Source organism: Rhizobium sp. LC145 (genome assembly GCF_001005825.1).
In the GTDB taxonomy this organism is placed as follows: Bacteria; Pseudomonadota; Alphaproteobacteria; order Rhizobiales; family Rhizobiaceae; genus Neorhizobium.
Genome location: NZ_LBHV01000009.1, coordinates 187,345 through 205,150, shown reverse-complemented (window position 1 = coordinate 205,150; position 17,806 = coordinate 187,345). Strand labels below are relative to the sequence as shown.

Below are 17,806 nucleotides of genomic sequence, written 5' to 3'. Positions count from 1 at the left end.
GCGTACTTCATCATGCCACCGTTCCTGCGGCTGAAGTCTGGTGCTGGAGCAACCCCGCCACCTCTCCGGCAACGATCTCCTGCCATGCGGCATAGGCCGAAAGAACCGTCTCCATCTGCGCCGTATGGCCGGCGATGAAGTCGTTTCCGTAGATCGTTTCGTCCGGATATTCGGTTATCAGCGTCATCGGCACGGTATGGCGATCGTCGACCGACGAGAGGCACGGGAAACCATTGATGATCCGGAAGCCTGTCTCCCCGGCGTGGATCTCGTAAAGCGCGATCTGCCGGTCATTGTATTCCAGGAGACCCGGGATGGCACCGAGATGGCGCGTCACCCGATCAAGCAGCGCTTCGGCCGGCACTTCCCACTTCGCATGGTGACGCATGACGAGGAAGAAGCCCTTCGGCAGCGTCCACATGGCGAAATTGCGCGGCACATAGCCCGAAAGCGGCCGCGTCCACTCATGCGAGGGATAGCCGTGCAGATTCACATGCAGCTTAGCGCCGCTGAGTTCCTGTGCCCTGAAGCGGATCTCCTTCTCGTTGATGTGCTCCCCGGAGTTCTCGCGGGTACGGTATTCGAGATCGTCGCCGAGCGCCGTATAGCGCGCCGCATGGTGCATGTGGCGCGGATTATCCATGCGCAGCCGCTGGTGCAGCGCGTAACCGTCGGGGTTTTCGAGCGGCGAAATGGTGAAATGCGCCCCCTTCATCTTCGCCAGTTTGCGGGCAGCCCTGAGCGCGCCGACAATACCGGTCGTCTCGTTGGGGTGCTGGCCGCCGCTGATCATCACCGCGGCATCGCTGCCGGCATGATAGCGCGCAGCAACAATCCGGCCCGAGCGTGAACGGGCCCTGAATTCCTCACCGCCAATCTTCTCAAGCAGCCTGGCGACCTGTCCTGCGGCCGGCGGCTCGACAGCCGTGTCGATTGCCTGATCGCCGCAATCCAGGAACGACGTGGAGAGCGCCTTCGTCTCGATACGGACCGATATCTCGCCTTCGCTCAAGACGATCTCCGGAACGATCTGGCCCGGTTTCAGGCCGCGATCGCCGAGCGGGCGGCCGGATTTCTTCTGGAAGAATTCGAGCAGCGAGAAATAGAAATCCTCGTGGAGCGCTTCGCGCAGGCTGACAGCCTCGTCCCCCACGTCGAGCCGCTCGTCCTCTGCCGGATGGCGCACACGAATGGCCAGCTCTTCGAAATAGGGCTCCTGATTGCCCCAATCGTGTCCGGAGATCGCTGCGATCGCATCCTCGAACAGTGCCTCATATTCGGTTTGCAGGCGCTCGCCGTCCGCATCGCCCGCGAGCCGATACCAGCCGGTCGGGGACACATTCGTCTCGCCGACCGCGTCGGCATGAATCCGGTTGGGGGCAAGAACCTTCAACGTCTCCGTTCCGCCGGCGCGCGTCAGCAGAACGTCATAGAAGAACCCGTCGTCCTCGCGGGGCACGAAACCGATATTCGCCTTGCCGACAAGCGATGCAAGCGGATAGGCCTCGAGGCGAAACCGGTTGGCCGGCGCCGCCGCATGTACCGGATAACGAACCTCGATCGCCTCCACGCCCGTAAGATCAATGTCCTCGCGGAAAGAGAAGAGAAGCGGCTTGTATGCGCTGCGTATGCGGGCGGTCACACCCCTTTCCGCAAGCCGACGTTCGGCCTCGCGGCGGCTCTTTGCATCGTCGAAGGTCCAGGCTTCGAAGGATTGGCCGGCAACTGCCCGCGCCATCAACTGGTCAAGCGTGCGCTCGAAGGTCTTGCTGAATATCTCGGTCATGCGAATTTCACCTTGAGGTTCTGCCCGTCGGGTCGAGGCTGTCGCGCAGCCAGTCGCCCAGGAGATTGAGACCGAGCACCGTCAGCAGGATGGCGAGCCCCGGAAAGACGCTCACCCACCAGGCCGTCTGCAGATAGGTGCGTCCGTCGGCAAGCATGCCGCCCCAGCTCGGGATGGTCGGATCGACGCCGAGGCCGAGGAAGGTCAGGCTGCTTTCGAGCAGGATGTTGTTGGCGACATTGAGCGTCATCAGCACGATCACCGGTCCGATCAGGTTCGGCAGCAGATGCTGGAAGATGATGCGCCAGTCCCTCACTCCGATTGCCCGCGCCGAGAGGATGAATTCACGCTCGCGTAGCGTCAGCACCGAGCCTCGCACAAGCCTGGCATACTGCACCCATTGCGAGACGATCAGCAGGATGATCGTGTTCGTCAGACTGCCGCCCACGATGGCGATGAAGGTGATCGCCAGGAGAATGAAGGGCATGGCAAGCTGCAGGTCGGCGAAACGCATCACCAGCATGTCCCAGAAACCGCGGTAGTAGCCGGCGATCAGACCCATGAGAACGCCGATGATGACGGCGCCGATCACCGAGGTGAAGCCGACGAGCAGCGAGATCTTGCCGCCGGCCACGACGCGAGCCAGCACGTCGCGCCCCAGCGGATCCGTTCCGAACGGGTGGGCCGCATTGGTGAAGGGCTTGGCAAGGCGCGCCATCAGGTCGATCTTGTCGGCGCCGCCCGGAAACAGAAGATCGGAGAAAACGACGGCGAGGCAAATGATGATGGTCAGCGAAGCGCCGAGGATGAATTCGAGGCTCGAAAAGCGCGACAGGCGGGAGATCTTGGAGGCCATCGTCATCACTCCGTACGGATGCGCGGGTCGACAAGCCCGTAGGCGATATCGACCAGAAGATTGATGCCGACGATCATCAGCGACAGCACGGTGATGACGGCCTGGAGAACGGGATAGTCACGTGCTGCAACCGCATCGAAGGCAAGTGTACCCATTCCCGGCCAGTTGAAGACCCGTTCGATCACGACGATGCCGCCGAGAAGCCCGCCGAACTGCAGGCCGAAATAGGTGATGAGCGGAATGGCGCAGTTGCGCAGCGCGTGCTTGTACAGAACCTTGCTCTCGCTCAAGCCCTTCGCACGCGCCACCATGATATATTGCGACTGGAGCGTCTCCAGCATGGATGTGCGCACGAGACGGACATTGGTCGCAGTCAGGATGATCCCCATGGTGACGGCCGGCATGACATAGCTTGCCGCGCCGGACATGCCGCTTGGCGGTAGCCAGCCGAGTGCGACCGCAAACAGCAGGATCAGCATGGTCGCGAGCCAGAAATTCGGGAAGGACAGGCCGAGCAGCGAGAAGATGCGGATGAACTGGTCGGCGCCCTTGCCGCGCGCCGTCGCGGCCTTGACGCCGAGCGGGATGGAAAGCGCGATCGATACCGCCATGGAGATGAAGGCAAGAAGCAGCGTCGCCGGCAATGCGTTTCCGATCAGCAGCGAAACCGGTGTTCCGCCCGAAAAACTGCGACCAAAATCCAGCGTGACGAGCCCCTTTAGGAAGGTCAGGTACTGCACGATGAACGGCTGATCGGTTCCAAGTGCCGCGCGAATGCGCGCCAGATCGTCTTCCGTCATGCTGCCACCGCCCTGGAACATCATCAGTGCGGGATCGCCGGTCAGGCGAATGGCGAAGGAGACGACGAGCGTGATCGCAATGACGACGAAAATCGCCTGCAGCAATCGTTTGATGAGGAAACCGGCCACGTTCTTTTCCTTGAAAACGGTGGGGTGCCGCCCGGTTAAGGGCGGCACCCGGGTGTCAGATCACTCGACGGTCACATCCGTCAGCTTCATGCGGTTGTCCGGAGGCGCGATGAAACCCTTGACCCGCTTGTTGATGCCGAAGATGGCGTTGGTATTGTAGAGCGGCAGTTCGAGAGCCCGATCGGCAGCGTATTTGGCGACTTCCTTCAGGATCTTCTCGCGCTCGGCGCGATCGGTCAGCGGACGCTGGGACTCCAGGAGCTTGTCGAGCGTCTCGTCCTTGTCGTAAGGGTTCCACTTTTCGCCCGAGTGGTACATCGAATAGGCGGTGTTGTCGTAGTCGAACGTCCAGCCGCCCCATTTCTGCTGGAACATGGCGCCCGTCTTGCCCTGCGGGATGATGTCGTTCAGCAGAACATTGGTCTCATAGGGCTTGATCGTGGCGGTGATGCCGACCATCGACAGGTAGCTGGAGACGACCTGCGCCACTTCGTTCATCGTCGCGTCATTGCCGCGGATATCGATCTGCAGCATCGCGCCCGGTTTGACGCCGGCTTCGGCGAGAAGCTTCTTGGCGCCTTCCGGATCATAGGGCAGCGGCTTCAGTTCGGGGTCGTAGCCGAAGGACAGCGCGCTCTGGAAGCTCGCGATCTCGGAGGCCTGGCCGGCCAGGATCGACTGAACGATCGTGGCGCGGTCGACGGCCATGATGATCGCCTGGCGCACCTTCGGATCGGCGGTGATGCCGTCACGGGTGTTGAAGCGAAGCGCATCAACGGTCGGGCCGGGAACGCTGAGAACCTCGAGGTTCGAATCGCCTTCGATCACCGGGATCATGCCGATCGGGATGGTCGGCGGGATCACCAGATCGACGCGGCCGGCCTGCAGTTCGGCAACGGCGGTGGCCGGCTCGGTGATGAAGCGGTATTCGAGTTCCGAAAGCTTCGGCGCGCCGCCCCAATAATCCGGGTTCGCCTCCAGCTTGATGTCGGTCTTCGGCGCATAGGACACGAACTTGAACGGTCCCGTACCGACCGGGTTGAGGTTGAAATTGTCCTCACCCTTTTCCTGGATGTATTTCGGCGGAACGATCATTGCGCCGTAGCCGGCAAGCTTGGTCAGCAGCACCGGATCGGGCGCCTTCAGCTTCATGTCGACCGTAAACTCGTCGACGACCTCGACGCTGTCGATCGCGGTATAGTTGGAGCGCTGCGGCCCCTTGGCGCCCTGCTCGCCGAGAAGGCGCTCGAAGGTGAACTTTACAGCTTCCGCATTGAAGGGCTCGCCGTTGTGGAACTTGACGTTCTGGCGCAGCTTGAAGCGGATGCGCTTGCCTTCATCCAGCTCTTCCCAGGATTCCGCCAGGCCCGGAACGAGCTTGAGGTCGGGACCGCGATAGGTCAGGCCGTCGAAGATATTGGTCGCGACCGCCGCCCACTGAACGAGGAAGGTATCGACCGGATCCCAGCTGCCGGGATCCTGAGGTGACGAGATGGTCATCTTGCCCGCGGCAAGAGCCGGTGCGGCCGAAAATACAGCACCTGAGATGGCAAGCGCCATGCAGGTGGCTGTCAGTCCCCGTTTGATCGTTTTCATTTTTCTGTTCCTCTTCAGATGAATGCGATTGTTTCTAAGTTTCTCAGGCACTCTTCGCGACGAAATGCCCCGGTTTGATTTCCTCATGCGCCAGGATGGCGGGCTCGTCGCCGACGCGACGGACCGGATTGGGGATTTCGCCCTCGATCAGCGCGGTGTTGCGCTCCACGGTCGGGTCGGCGACCGGCACGGCCGAAAGGAGACGGCGCGTGTAATCATGCTGCGGCGTCTCGAACACCTGGGCCCGGCTGCCCATTTCCATGATCTGGCCAAGATAGAGCACCGCGACGCGATGGCTCATCTTTTCCACCACCGCCATGTCATGGCTGATGAAGAGATAGGCCAGACCACGCTCGGCCTGCAGATCCATGAACAGGTTGATGATCTGAGCCTGGATCGACACGTCGAGCGCCGAGAGCGCCTCGTCGGCGATGATGAGCTTCGGATCGGAGGCGAGCGCGCGGGCGATGCAGACGCGCTGACGCTGGCCGCCGGAGAATTCGTGCGGATAGCGATCCGCATGGGCCGAGCTCAGGCCGACCCGTTCCAGCAACTCGTCCACACGCCGGCGCACCGCCTTGCTGCCTGTGATCAGGCCATGCGTGTTGATCGGTTCGGCGATCGAAAAACCAACCGTCTTGCGCGGATCGAGCGAGGCGAAGGGATCCTGGAAGATATATTGCACTTCCTGGCGCATGCGGAACCGCTCCGCCGCCGACATCGACGAATAGGTGCGGCCGTTGAACGAGATCTCGCCGCCCATGGCCGTCTGGAGCTGCTGGATCGTCCGGCCGATCGTGGATTTCCCGGAACCGCTCTCGCCGACCAGAGCCAGCGTTTCGCCGGGATGGATGTCGAAGCTCACCTTCTGCACCGCGCTTAAGCGGTGAGTGGCCTTGCCGAACAGGTTCTTGCGGATATCGAAACGGACGAAGAGGTCCTTTACCGACAGAAGCGGCTTCTCACCGTATTGTGCCGTGTCCTGCACACGCTCTTCTCCGACCACCGTCGGCTCGCCATCCTGCAGCACGGTCAGCGGCATGCGCTTCGGGAACGCTTCGCCGGTCATGCTGCCGAGACGCGGAACGGCAGCCAAAAGCGTGCGGGTATAGGGATGCTGCGGATTGGCGAAGATTTCCCGCACGGGACCTTCCTCGACCTTTCGGCCCTTCCACATGACGACGACATCGTCCGCCATTTCGGCGACGACACCCATGTCATGGGTGATGAAGACCATCGCCATGCCGAGCGTTTTTTGCAGATCCCGCACGATATTGAGGATCTGCGCCTGGATCGTCACATCGAGAGCGGTGGTCGGCTCGTCGGCGATCAGCAGTTTCGGCCGGCAGGCAAGCGCCATGGCAATCATCACGCGCTGGCGCATCCCGCCGGACAGTTGATGCGGATAGCGCTTCAGAAGCTCCGCCGAATCCGGCAGACGGACCATGTCGAGCAGCCGCCTGGCTTCCTCGATGGCGGCGGCCTTGCCGAGTTTCTCGTGCAGGACGAGAACCTCGCAGATCTGGTCGCCGATGGTAAAGACCGGATTGAGCGAGGTCATCGGCTCCTGGAAGATCATGGCGACCTCCTTGCCGCGGACCGACCGCATCTCCTTCTGGCTCGCCTGCAACAGGTCTTTCCCGCCGAACATGATGCGACCGCCTGCGAATCTCGCCCCCATCATGTCCGCCAGCCGCATGACCGACAGCGACGTGACGGATTTTCCCGAGCCGGATTCACCGACGATCGCAACCGTTTTGCCCGGTTCGACGGCAAAGGATAGATCCTCAACGACCCGGTTTGCGCCGAACTCGACGCTCAGGCCTTCGACTGACAGAAGCGGCTCGCGTTTGTCCATCGGGTTGATCATACGGGTGCCTCCGGCTTTGCCTGCGCAGTCGGGTTCGAAACGGCATTCCCCTCGCCTGCCGAGATGCGGGCGATGAGCGCGCCGGCTGGCTGGAAGCTGCCGACTTCAGCGAGAATGGTGATGGTACCGGCAGCGGGAGCGGCGACGGTCGTCTCCATCTTCATCGCGTCCATGACCGCAAGCAGGTCTCCCTTTTCGATAAAGGCGCCATTGGCAACATTCCACTGAACGAGCGTGCCGGGAACCGGCGCATGAATTGCACCTGGATCGCTTTCGTCGGATTCGACCTCCGGCGCGATCTGTTGCGGCACCTGCCCCAGCAGCCGCAGGAAAGCATCCGGAATGCCAAGCTCAACGAGCCTGCCGTCGATCTCGACGCGACCGCGTAGCAGAGGTCTCTCGGCAGGCGGGGCCGATCGAGCCGCGGTTTCCAGAGTTTCCGCAAAGTCCGTCTCGATCCATCGGGTATGGACTCCGAAGTCGTCCCCGGAAAAATCGGGATGGTCGAGCACGGCGCGATGGAAGGGCAGTACGGATGGCACGCCGACGATTACGAACTCACCGAGCGCGCGGCGCGCACGGGCGATGGCCTGGCTGCGCGTTGCCCCCCAGACGATCAGCTTGGCGATGAGGGAATCGAACATCGGCGGAACCGCCGATCCGTTCGCCACGCCGGAATCCAGTCTTATTCCCGGACCGGAAGGTGCAGAAAACTGCGTGATGTCACCGGCGGACGGAAGAAAACCGCGGCCCGGATCCTCGATATTGATGCGGAACTCGATCGCATGACCGCGCGGCTCCGGCATCTCGGTGACGCTCAGCGGCAGCCCGTCGGCGATGCGGAACTGCTCGATGACGAGATCGAGCCCGGTCGTTTCCTCGGTGACCGGATGCTCGACCTGAAGACGGGTATTGACCTCCAGGAAAGAGATCACACCATCGGCGCTCAGCAGGAACTCCACCGTGCCTGCCCCGGTATAGCCCGCCTCGGCGCAGATATCGCGCGCAGCCTGGTGGATCTTCTCCCGCTGCTCGGATGACAGGAAGGGTGCCGGCGCCTCCTCGACAAGTTTCTGGTTGCGGCGCTGCAGGGAACAATCGCGCGTACCGACAACCACGACATTGCCATGGCGATCCGCAAGCACCTGAGCTTCGATATGCCGGGGGCGGTCGAGAAACTGCTCGACGAAGCATTCGCCGCGGCCGAAGGCGGCCACCGCCTCGCGGGTCGCCGAGTCGAAAAGCTCTTCCACCTCATCGAAATCGCGGGCGATCTTCAGCCCGCGTCCACCGCCGCCATGCGCCGCCTTGATGGCGATCGGCAGTCCGAATTTTTTCGCGAAGGCCAGCGCTTCGGTGGGGGACGCAATTGCACCATCCGAACCGGCGACCAACGGAGCGCCGACCTTCTGGGCAATGGCACGTGCCCTGAGCTTGTCGCCGAGCGCCTCGATGACCTCCGGCTCCGGGCCGATCCAGGTCAGGCCGGCATCGATCACGGCTCTGGCGAACTCGGCGCGCTCGGAAAGAAACCCGTAGCCGGGATGCACGGCATCGGCGCCGCAGCGGCGGGCGATATCGATGAGCTTTCCGATGTCGAGATATGTGTCCCTGGCGCTTGCCCCCTTCAGCGCATAGGCTTCGTCCGCCTGGGCGACGAAGAGAGCGTCCGCATCGGCATCGGCATAGACCGCCACGGAGGCGAGGCCATAATCCTTGCAGGCCCGGATGATCCGAACCGCGATTTCACCGCGGTTTGCAATCAGAACCTTCTTCATTTCTGCTTTCCTGGAATGAACCGGGCGGCGAAGCGGCTGGTCGCGTTGAAGCGAATGCGCGCGCCTACGGGAATTTGCCCGGCGAGATCGAGATGATGCCCTGCGACATTGGCGATGACCGGATAGCCGCCGGTCAGCGGATGATCGGCGAGGAACAGAACCGGCTGGCCGTTGGCCGGCACCTGAATGGCGCCCCTGACGGTCGCCTCGCTCGGCAGTTCGTCATGGTTCCTGCGTTCCAGCGCTTCGCCCTGCAGCCGGATGCCAACGCGGCTCGACTGCGGCGTGACGGTCCATTCCTGGCGCAGGAACGCTTCGACCGCCTCCGCCGTGAACCAATCCGTTCTCGGCCCCATGACCACGTCCAGCACCACGGTCTCGCCGGCTCGCGGCATATTGAAAGCGGGCAGCTCCTCGGTCGAGACGACCGACCCCGCGGGAGCGGGCAGAACCGGGACGATATCACCGGGCGCGGGAGCGGCCGGACCGATCTGCGCCAGGACATCGGTCGAAGCGCTGCCGAGGACCGGCGTCACATCAAATCCGCCCCGCATGGAAAGATAGGAGCGCATGCCGGCAGGTGGTGTTCCAAGCAGAACCATGTCGCCATCGTCGAGCGCAACGGCTTTGCCATGGGGAGCCGCTATCCTGGCGCCCTGCCTATCGGTGATCGAGATGGACAAGGGGGCGCCGGTCACGGCCATGACACCGTGGCCGCGCATTTTGAAGCCGAAGCCGCCCAAGGATATTTCGAGCGCGGCATGGCCCGCCGGATTGCCGACCAGACGATTGGCCGCCTTCAGGCTGTCCCGATCGACCGCACCGGACATGCTGACGCCCTGGCTCGCCTGACCCGGCCGCCCGAGATCCTGGAATAGGATAGGCAGGCCGACGGCGGTGATCTCGATCGCGGCCTTCGTAACATCCACATATTCCAGCGACGCCTCGGCTTTCGCAGCCTTGGGCGATGTCGCGATCTCGTATGGCTTGTCCCTGGAGATGTCGCGGAAGCGGACACGGCCTCCCGGCTGGAGGAGCGAGGCCGGCGTTCGGTCGACGTCGAACATCACGAGCGGCGTGGTGCCAATCAACTGCCAGCCCCCAGGGCTCGCCTTCGGATAGACGCCGCTGAATTCCCCGGCAAGACCGACCGATCCGGCCGGGACCCGTGTGCGGGGCGATGCGCGCCGCGGCACCGTCAGACGCCGATCGCCACCCGCCAGATAGGCAAAACCCGGCGCAAACCCGGTGAACGCCACAAGGTATTCGCCCCCTGTATGGAGGCGCACGACCTCATCGACTCTTATGTTCAGCATGTTCGCGATTTCGGGCAAATCCTCGCCATCGTAGCGGACCGGTATCTCGACCAGCGCACCGGAGGCTGCCTTGCGCTCGCCACCGGCCAAGGCCGCGATTGCCTTGGTCAAAGCCTCAGCTGAAATTCCATTGGTATCGAAGGAGACAAGCAAAGTGCGGGCAGCCGGGACAATCTCCCGGATACCTGCGATCGGATTGTCTTGCAGCGCGTCGAACAGAGCCAAGGTTTCGCCGAGGTCCGCCAGTTCGATAAGCATGCTGTCCGCCCGGACAGGCAGGATGCGCATCGACGTATCGCGGGACTGGGCAAGAGTTGCGGCCTGCATGGCTTTGTTCAGATCCCACTCGCAAAAGACCGAATGACAAGGCCGGATTCTTCGAGCACGGCCCGCAGGCGACGCGCAATGGCGACCGCTTCCGGATTGTCGCCGTGGACGCAGATCGTCTGCGCGTCGATCTTGGCCAGTTTGCCGTCGATGGATTCCACAACGCCCTCCCTGACCATGCGCACCATGCGCTGGGCCACGAGTTCGGGATCATGCAGAACGGCGCCCTTTTCCCGGCGCGACACCAGATTGCCCTCAGCCGTATAGGCGCGGTCCGCGAAGGCTTCGGCGACGACCGCAAGCCCGGCGGCGCGTGCCTTTGCGATGAGCGGCGAGCCGGCAAGCGCGACCAGCATCAGGTCGGGATTGACAGCAAGGATCGCGGCAATCACATCGCCGGCCTGGCGCGGATCGAGCGCGATCGTGTTGTAGAGCGCGCCATGCGGTTTCACATAGGTGACGCGCGTGCCAGCGGCCTGCGCCAATCCCGTAAGCGCGCCGATCTGATAGATCACGTCGCCGATCAGCTCTTCGCTGGTCGGGTCCATATTACGGCGCCCGAAGCCTGCAAGATCGCGATAACCGACATGAGCTCCAACCGCCACGCCGCGCTCGGCCGCCGCCTTGAGGGTGTTCAGAATGCCAGCGGGATCGCCGGCATGAAAGCCGCAGGCGATATTAGCGCTGCTCACCACATCGAGCATGGCGCCATCGTCGCCCATCTTCCAGGCGCCGAAGCTTTCACCCAAATCGCTGTTGAGGTCGATCGTAAGCATGAAAATAGGACCATTCTCCCAAAAGGTCTTGAAACGCTATCAAAGGAGAACAATCATGTCTATAGTGTTGAACAATCAAGCTGCATTGCTCGACAAAACGTCACGTGCATCGAAAATGGGCATGAATGGACATCAGCACGAATTAACTCGTCCCCCGCCGTTTCATGGCGGCATTTCGCTTGTTGCCTGACGCAAAGCACTTTACCGGAGGCGGTAAGACCTTATCAGAGGAAGGGGAATCGGGCTTGGCCGTACGCAGACCACAGCGAGACGAGACGAAACCCTCCCGCCAATTGGAGGTCGCGGGCGCGCGCGGACCTGAGCCGGTTCAGACCCTGGCCGAGACAGTCGCGGCCCGCATTCGCGAGCAGGTCATTTCCGGCATGCTGACGCCGGGCAGCCATCTTTCCGAATTGACACTGAGCGAGGAACTGCAGGTATCGCGCAACACGTTGCGCGAAGTCTTCCGGCTGCTCACCAAGGAAGGCCTGCTGCGCTACGAAGCCAACCGAGGCGTGTTTGTTTCGACCCCCAGCATGTCGACGATCATCGACATCTACCGGGTACGGCGCTTTATCGAATGTTCGGCAATGGCGCAGGCGCATCCCCGTCATCCGGGAGCGCGTAATATGCGCGCCGCGGTCGAGACCGCCCATCACTGCCGGGAGGCCCGTGACTGGCTCGGCGTCGGCAGCGCCGACATCGCCTTTCACGCCGCCGTCGTCGAACTGGCCGACAGCCCCCGGCTTTCAAGCTTCTATGCACAGATCTCGCTGGAGCTGAGGCTCGTCTTCGGCCTGCTTCAGGACCCGGAATTCCTCCATGGTCCGTTCATCGATCAGAATCTGACAATCCTCACCGAACTGGAGAACGGCAGGCCGGCCGTCGCGACGGAGATGCTGGAAGCCTATCTCCTGCGGGCCGAGCGCTTCATCCTCGGCGCCTATGCGCGGATCGCCGAGAGGTGAAGCGGGGCGGCAAAGGCCGTGCCGCTACAGCGGCAAGAGCGCAAGCGACCCGTGGGTCACGTGCCGTTCCGCCCTCACATGATCGGCGAAGTGGCGAACCTCGTCCGTCTTGCCCTTGAGAACGCTGACTTCAAGGCAGCGCTGCTGATCGAGATGGACATGCATGCTCGCGACCGAAAGGTCGTGATGATCGTGGAAAGTATTGGTCAGCCGCCTGGCAAGATCCCGGGCATGATGGTCGTAGGTATAGCTCAAGACCCCGACGCAGCTTTCCATTCGGCCTTCCTCGAGCGAGGCCTGTTGCAAACCGGCGCGCGCGAGATCCCTGAGCGCCTCGGAGCGGTTCTGGTAGCCTCTGGCTTCAATCATCCTGTCCAGTTCGGCCATGAGGTCGTCATCGATGGTGATCGTAATCCGCTGCACAGCCAATCCTTCCAGACAGAAAACCTAACGTGATCCGACGGTTCTGGCCTGCTCTCTGGCCTTTGTCCAGACGATTTACGGCATATGGCGTATGTGCGGATTGACGATATGCAAGTATGATGTTTTCTCAAAAATCACATACCCGTTCGCTGTTCGTCAAAGAGCATTTTCATGTGGAAGAATAAGCTGCAACGGCTGGTGCTGACGCTCGTGCTGGTGCTGTCACCTGCCCTGTCGGCGTCCGATGCTTTCTCCGGACAGAAACTGAATTTCTCGTGGCCGGTGAATGTCGGGCCGCTCAACCCGCACCTCTACTCCCCCAACCAGATGTTCGCGCAGGCCATGGTCTACGAGCCGCTGGTGCGATACCAGGCAGACGGAACCATCCGGCCATGGCTTGCTACATTATGGGATGTCTCGGGCGACGGGAAGACATACATATTCGAGCTTCGGGAAGACGTCCGCTTCTCCAACGGTGAGGTATTCGCCGCGGCCGCGGCCAAAGCCAATATCGATGCGGTGCTGGCAACCCGCGCCCGCCATGGCTGGCTGGAATTGGCGAACCAGATCGTTTCCGCCGAGGTGGTGGATCCCCATCGCCTGAAACTGACACTCAAGCATGCCTATTACCCGCTGCTGCAGGAATTGGCCCTGCCGCGTCCCTTCCGCTTCATCGCTCCGTCGCAGTTCAAGAACGGGGGGACGGCGGACGGGATCGTCGAGCCGATCGGCACCGGCCCCTGGAAGCTAACGGAAACCTCGCTCGGAGAGCGGGACGTCTTCGAACGCAACGACAGCTACTGGGGCAACAAGCCCGCTTACGACCAGGTGACGGTGAAGGTCGTCCCCGACCCGAATACCCGCGCCATCGCATTCGAGACCGGCGAGATCGACCTCATCTACGGCGTGGACGGCCCGATTTCACCCGATACGTTCGAACGATTCCGCCAGATGGGGACGTATTCGGCGGAATTGTCGGAACCGCTGGAAACGCGCCTGCTTGCGATCAACACCAATCGCGGCCCGACGCGGGATCTCGCCGTTCGCAAGGCTATCAATCACGCCGTCGACAAGGACATGATGATCGCGACCGTGCTCCACGGAACGCAAAAGCGGGCCGATACCCTCTTCGCCGGCAACGTTCCCTATGCGGATATCCGCCTTCAACCTTATGTCCATGACCCGGCATTGGCGGCCCGGCTCCTCGATGACGCCGGATGGCTGGCGAAAACCGGCAAAGGCACCCGCGAGAAGAACGGTGAGCCGCTCACGGTCGAATTGTGCTTCACCGGCACGGATGCCGTCAGCAAATCCATGGCCGAGATCATCCAGGCTGATCTCAGCGAAGTCGGCATCGACGTGCGCCTTGTCGGCGAGGAGGAGAGCAGCATCTACGCCCGCCAGCGCGACGGCCGCTTCGGACTGATCTTCAACAGGACGTGGGGCGCACCCTATGATCCCCATGCCTTCGTCAGCTCGATGCGCGTTCCCTCCCATGCGGATTATCAGGCGCAACTGGGCCTGCTGGACAAGGCTGAAATCGACGAAAAAATCGGCAAGGTCCTGATCTCGACCGACGAAACGGTTCGCCGGGAACTCTACAGGGATATTCTGACGCGCCTTCACGAAGAAGCGGTCTACCTGCCCCTCACCCATGTGAGCGCGATCGCCGTCGCCAGGAAGAAGCTTGGGAAGATCCCGTTCGCAGCGACGTCCAGCGAGATCCCGTTCGAACTCTTCGAACCGAAGGCGGACTGACCCCATGCTTGCCTTCATCGTCCGCCGACTGCTCCTCCTCGTCCCCATGCTGCTTGCAGCCTCGATCGTCATCTTCCTGATGCTCAGGCTCGGGCCGAGCGACCCGGCAATGGATTATCTGAGACTGTCGAAAGTGCCCCCGACACAGGAAGCTCTCGAAACCGCGCGCCGGATGCTCGGGCTCGACCTGCCCATTGTAAGCCAATATCTCGATTGGCTGGGCAAGGCGCTGACGCTCGATTTCGGGACGTCCTACGCCACCCAGAGGCCGGTTCTCCCGGATCTCATCCATTACCTTCCGGCGACGCTGCAGCTTGCGGGCTCAGCACTTGCTTTGACTTTGGCGCTCTCCATTCCCATGGGCATGTGGGCGGCCCGCCACCGCGAGGGTTGGCCGGATCAGGTCGTCCGACTGGTCGCATTCGTCGGCGTCTCAATGCCGAATTTCTGGCTCGGCTTCCTGCTCGTTCTTGTCTTTTCGGTGCATCTCGGCTGGTTGCCACCGATGGGCCGTGGCGGTCTGGCGCATCTCGTCATGCCGGTAGTGGCGATCTCCTTCATGTCCCTGTCGATCAATGCGCGCCTCTTGCGGGCGAGCATGCTGGAAGCGGCCGGGCAGAGGCATGTGCGTTACGCCCGCCTGAGGGGATTGTCCGAGAACAGGATCGAACGGGCGCATATCTTGCGCAATGCGTGGCTGCCGATCATCACTGCAATGGGCATGCATGTCGGCGAACTGATCGGCGGAACGCTCGTCATCGAAAGCATATTCGGCTGGCCGGGCGTCGGCCGCTATGCCGTCTCGGCGATCATGAACAGAGATTATCCCGTCATCCAGTGCTTCACGCTGGCGATGGTGACGATCTTCGTCATCTGCAACCTGATCGTGGATATTGTTTATGCGTGGGCAGACCCGAGAATCCGCCTGGCGGGGGAGGACGCGGCGTGACGGATGCGGTTCAGCCGATCGCCAAATCTCAGGAAACGGGATTTCACCTGCCGCGCCGCTGGCCGGTTCGGCTTGCCTGCCTCGTCTTGCTCCTGCTTGCCGTTGCGGCCGTGGCCGGTCCTTGGATCTCTCCTTATCATCCCGACCAGATGGAACTGGCGCGCCGGCTTCAGCCTCCGGGCTCCGATCACTGGTTCGGCACCGATCACCTCGGGCGCGATATCCTTTCCCGTCTCATCGCCGGGGTGCGGGTTTCCCTCGGATCAGTGGCGGTCACGCTCGGACTCATCCTGACGCTGGGGATCGTCATCGGCGGAATAGCGGGGTTTGCCGGCGGTCGGGCCGACCGGTTCATCATGCGTGTCGCCGATGTCTTCCTGACCTTCCCGACGCTGGTTCTGGCGCTGTTCATGATCGGCGTGCTCGGCACCGGCCTGGTCAACGTCATCGTGGCGATCGCCCTGTCCCACTGGGCCTGGTATGCGCGCATCGTTCGCTGCATCGTGCTTTCGCTTCGCCACCGCGAATTCCTCCTTGCCGCCAGATTGAGCGGCGCGGGCCCGGTCCGGACCTTCATTGAACATCTTCTGCCGGCGACCTTTTCCCAACTGGTCGTGCTGGCGACACTCGATATCGGCCATATCATGCTGCACGTGTCGGGACTTTCCTTCCTCGGCCTCGGGATCGCACCGCCGACAGCCGAATGGGGCGTGATGATCAGCGACGCCCGCCAGTTCGTCTGGACGGCGCCACTGCTGATCCTCTGGCCGGGCCTCGCCCTGTTCGTCAGCGTCACCGCCTTCAACATCCTTGGCGACGCCCTGCGCGACCGCCTCGATCCGCACCTCAAGGCGGAGCACGGCCATTGATCGGAGAAACCCTTTCCATAGAAAACCTGAGCGTCGCAACGCTCGTCGGCAGCGAGCCGCGCATGCTCGTGGACGGCCTATCCCTGACCATCCGCCGCGGGCGGATATCAGCGCTCGTCGGCGCGAGCGGCTCGGGAAAATCCATGACCTGTTCGGCCGCGCTCGGCGTCTTGCCTCCGGGCGTCAATCTTGCGTCCGGGCGGGTCACTGTCGACGGCATGGCGCGGGAGGCTGCGACACTTCGCGGTCGCCACGTCGCCACGATCATGCAGAACCCCCGCAGCGCGTTCAATCCCGTGCGGACAATGCGCGATCACGCCGTCGAGACGCTGAAGGCGCTCGGACGGTTTGGATCCGATGCCGCAGATCGCATCGAAGTCAGCATGGTCGCGGTCGGCCTCGACGACGTAAAACACGTTCTCGGTCTGCACGCGTTCGAGATGAGCGGCGGAATGCTGCAGCGGATGATGATCGCGCTCGCCTTGCTGAGCGAGGCGCCGTTTCTCTTCGCCGACGAACCGACGACCGATCTCGATCTCGTCGTCCAGCTTCGTGTTCTGGAATTGCTGGACCGGCTGGTGGAAGAGCGAAACCTCGGCGTTTTGCTGGTCACCCACGACATGGGTGTGGTCGCAAGGCTCGCCGATGAGGTCGCGGTGCTGGATCAGGGGCGGGTCGTGGAGCAGGCCCCTGTCATGGACATATTCCAGGCTCCTCGCCACCACGTCACCCGCATGCTGGTGCGGGCGCATCTTTCCCTTTACGGCATGGAATTGGAAGCATGAGCCTGATCAGCGCCGTCGATATCGGCAAGACCTACCAGACCCACTCGCTCCTTGGGCGTGGCATCCGCAAACAGGTTCTCGAAAACATCTCCTTCGCCATCAAAGAGGGCGAGACCGTTGCCCTCCTCGGACGCAGCGGTTGCGGCAAGAGTACGCTCGCGCGGCTGCTCGTCGGCCTGGAGCAGCCGAGCTCGGGTAAGGTGCTTTATCGCGGCCGATCCATCAATGCTTTGCGCCGCCGGGAAACCCAGGGGTTCCGGCGCAATGTCCAGCTCGTATTTCAGGACTCGCCGGGAGCCGTGAATGGGCGCTTTACCGTTCGGGCCATCATCTGCGAGCCGCTGAGGCATCTGACCGCACTCGACCAAACCGGGCGCGAGGCGCGCGTGCGGGAAGTGCTGGAAATGGCAGAACTGCCGGCAAATATCGCCGACATGCTGCCTTCGCAGGTCAGCGGCGGCCAGTTGCAGCGCGTCTGCCTCGCGCGAGCGCTGGCGGTGAACCCAAAGCTGGTCATCCTTGACGAGGCGCTGTCCAATCTGGATACCCATCTCCAGGCATCCGCGCTTGCCCTTCTCGCGAAGCTTCAGCGCGACAACGGTACGGCATATCTGTTCGTCACCCATGATCTGAGGCTGGCGAGGCGTTTCGCGTCCCGCTGCCTTGTCATGGACGAAGGCCGGATCGTCGAGGAACTTCCAACCGCTGCCCTTGAGGACATGCGGCATCCGGCTTCGCGGCTTCTAAGGGATGCCGTATTGCCTCCAATGCCGGCCGTACGGCAGCTTCGTGGAAGAGCTTCACTCCCGCTCGAATAAAC

General features: G+C 62.3%; 16 protein-coding genes. 7 read left to right on the top strand and 9 right to left on the bottom strand.

The window, feature by feature from the left end; all coding sequences use genetic code 11:
- Positions 1-10 precede the first annotated feature (10 nt).
- From YH62_RS22930 to YH62_RS22895, 8 genes are read right to left on the bottom strand one after another with little or no spacing between them, the layout of a single operon-like run.
- A complete protein-coding gene (locus tag YH62_RS22930) occupies positions 11-1,786 on the bottom strand; it encodes a M14 family metallopeptidase (RefSeq protein WP_046796602.1) in 1,776 nt (591 codons plus the stop codon).
- 7 nt (positions 1,787-1,793) lie between these two features.
- Positions 1,794-2,642: an ABC transporter permease gene (locus YH62_RS22925; protein WP_046796651.1), complete on the bottom strand. Its 849-nt coding sequence runs from the start codon at positions 2,640-2,642 to the stop codon at positions 1,794-1,796.
- Positions 2,643-2,647: 5 nt separating this feature from the next.
- Positions 2,648-3,571, bottom strand: coding sequence for an ABC transporter permease (locus YH62_RS22920; protein ID WP_046796601.1), 924 nt, complete (start codon positions 3,569-3,571; stop codon positions 2,648-2,650).
- Positions 3,572-3,631: 60 nt separating this feature from the next.
- The gene (locus YH62_RS22915; RefSeq protein ID WP_046796600.1) at positions 3,632-5,167 is read right to left on the bottom strand and encodes an ABC transporter substrate-binding protein; all 1,536 of its coding nucleotides are present in this window, start codon (positions 5,165-5,167) and stop codon (positions 3,632-3,634) included.
- 43 nt (positions 5,168-5,210) lie between these two features.
- A complete protein-coding gene (locus tag YH62_RS22910; protein WP_046796599.1) occupies positions 5,211-7,037 on the bottom strand; it encodes an ABC transporter ATP-binding protein in 1,827 nt (608 codons plus the stop codon).
- Positions 7,034-8,815 carry a biotin carboxylase N-terminal domain-containing protein gene (locus YH62_RS22905; protein ID WP_046796598.1) on the bottom strand — a complete coding sequence of 594 codons (1,782 nt, stop codon included), beginning with the start codon at positions 8,813-8,815 and terminating at the stop codon, positions 7,034-7,036. The genes YH62_RS22910 and YH62_RS22905 overlap by 4 nt, the downstream gene beginning before the upstream one ends.
- Positions 8,812-10,458: a 5-oxoprolinase subunit PxpB gene (pxpB, locus tag YH62_RS22900; RefSeq protein ID WP_348625783.1), complete on the bottom strand. Its 1,647-nt coding sequence runs from the start codon at positions 10,456-10,458 to the stop codon at positions 8,812-8,814. Before pxpB ends, YH62_RS22905 begins: the two co-directional genes overlap by 4 nt.
- A gap of 8 nt (positions 10,459-10,466) precedes the next feature.
- A complete protein-coding gene (locus YH62_RS22895; protein ID WP_046796597.1) occupies positions 10,467-11,234 on the bottom strand; it encodes a 5-oxoprolinase subunit PxpA in 768 nt (255 codons plus the stop codon).
- 55 nt (positions 11,235-11,289) lie between these two features.
- Between YH62_RS22895 and YH62_RS31055 the strand changes: the two genes are divergently transcribed.
- Together YH62_RS31055 and YH62_RS22890 are read left to right on the top strand one after the other, a co-directional pair.
- Positions 11,290-11,424: a hypothetical protein gene (locus tag YH62_RS31055; RefSeq protein ID WP_280950077.1), complete on the top strand. Its 135-nt coding sequence runs from the start codon at positions 11,290-11,292 to the stop codon at positions 11,422-11,424.
- A 103-nt stretch (positions 11,425-11,527) separates the two neighbouring features.
- Complete coding sequence (locus tag YH62_RS22890; protein ID WP_046796596.1) at positions 11,528-12,202, top strand: GntR family transcriptional regulator; 675 nt, start codon at positions 11,528-11,530, stop codon at positions 12,200-12,202.
- Positions 12,203-12,226: 24 nt separating this feature from the next.
- Here YH62_RS22890 and nikR read toward each other — a convergent pair whose 3' ends face one another.
- Positions 12,227-12,625, bottom strand: coding sequence for a nickel-responsive transcriptional regulator NikR (nikR, locus tag YH62_RS22885; RefSeq protein WP_046796595.1), 399 nt, complete (start codon positions 12,623-12,625; stop codon positions 12,227-12,229).
- Between the two features lie 171 nt (positions 12,626-12,796).
- Here nikR and nikA point away from each other — a divergent pair, with 171 nt between their 5' ends.
- From nikA to nikE, 5 genes are read left to right on the top strand one after another with little or no spacing between them, the layout of a single operon-like run.
- On the top strand, positions 12,797-14,383 hold the full coding sequence (gene nikA / locus YH62_RS22880; RefSeq protein WP_046796594.1) for a nickel ABC transporter substrate-binding protein: 1,587 nt from the start codon (positions 12,797-12,799) through the stop codon (positions 14,381-14,383).
- A gap of 4 nt (positions 14,384-14,387) precedes the next feature.
- On the top strand, positions 14,388-15,332 hold the full coding sequence (gene nikB, locus YH62_RS22875) for a nickel ABC transporter permease subunit NikB (protein WP_046796593.1): 945 nt from the start codon (positions 14,388-14,390) through the stop codon (positions 15,330-15,332).
- The gene (gene nikC / locus YH62_RS22870; protein WP_046796592.1) at positions 15,329-16,201 is read left to right on the top strand and encodes a nickel ABC transporter permease subunit NikC; all 873 of its coding nucleotides are present in this window, start codon (positions 15,329-15,331) and stop codon (positions 16,199-16,201) included. Before nikB ends, nikC begins: the two co-directional genes overlap by 4 nt.
- Positions 16,198-16,986, top strand: a complete 789-nt coding sequence (gene nikD / locus YH62_RS22865) for a nickel import ATP-binding protein NikD (protein ID WP_052760486.1) — start codon at positions 16,198-16,200, stop codon at positions 16,984-16,986. Before nikC ends, nikD begins: the two co-directional genes overlap by 4 nt.
- On the top strand, positions 16,983-17,804 hold the full coding sequence (gene nikE, locus YH62_RS22860; protein ID WP_046796591.1) for a nickel import ATP-binding protein NikE: 822 nt from the start codon (positions 16,983-16,985) through the stop codon (positions 17,802-17,804). Before nikD ends, nikE begins: the two co-directional genes overlap by 4 nt.
- Positions 17,805-17,806: the final 2 nt, after the last annotated feature.

Excerpts from the sequence above, each read along its gene's own strand:
- YH62_RS22930 (WP_046796602.1), bottom strand. The coding sequence starts at position 1,786 with ATGACCGAGATATTCAGCAAGACCTTCGAGCGCACGCTTGACCAGTTG.
- YH62_RS22925 (WP_046796651.1), bottom strand. The coding sequence starts at position 2,642 with ATGGCCTCCAAGATCTCCCGCCTGTCGCGCTTTTCGAGCCTCGAATTC.
- YH62_RS22915 (WP_046796600.1), bottom strand. The coding sequence starts at position 5,167 with ATGAAAACGATCAAACGGGGACTGACAGCCACCTGCATGGCGCTTGCC.
- YH62_RS22910 (WP_046796599.1), bottom strand. The coding sequence starts at position 7,037 with ATGATCAACCCGATGGACAAACGCGAGCCGCTTCTGTCAGTCGAAGGC.
- YH62_RS22905 (WP_046796598.1), bottom strand. The coding sequence starts at position 8,815 with ATGAAGAAGGTTCTGATTGCAAACCGCGGTGAAATCGCGGTTCGGATC.
- pxpB (WP_348625783.1), bottom strand. The coding sequence starts at position 10,458 with ATGCAGGCCGCAACTCTTGCCCAGTCCCGCGATACGTCGATGCGCATC.
- YH62_RS22895 (WP_046796597.1), bottom strand. The coding sequence starts at position 11,234 with ATGCTTACGATCGACCTCAACAGCGATTTGGGTGAAAGCTTCGGCGCC.
- YH62_RS31055 (WP_280950077.1), top strand. The coding sequence starts at position 11,290 with ATGTCTATAGTGTTGAACAATCAAGCTGCATTGCTCGACAAAACGTCA.
- nikA (WP_046796594.1), top strand. The coding sequence starts at position 12,797 with ATGTGGAAGAATAAGCTGCAACGGCTGGTGCTGACGCTCGTGCTGGTG.
- nikB (WP_046796593.1), top strand. The coding sequence starts at position 14,388 with ATGCTTGCCTTCATCGTCCGCCGACTGCTCCTCCTCGTCCCCATGCTG.
- nikE (WP_046796591.1), top strand. The coding sequence starts at position 16,983 with ATGAGCCTGATCAGCGCCGTCGATATCGGCAAGACCTACCAGACCCAC.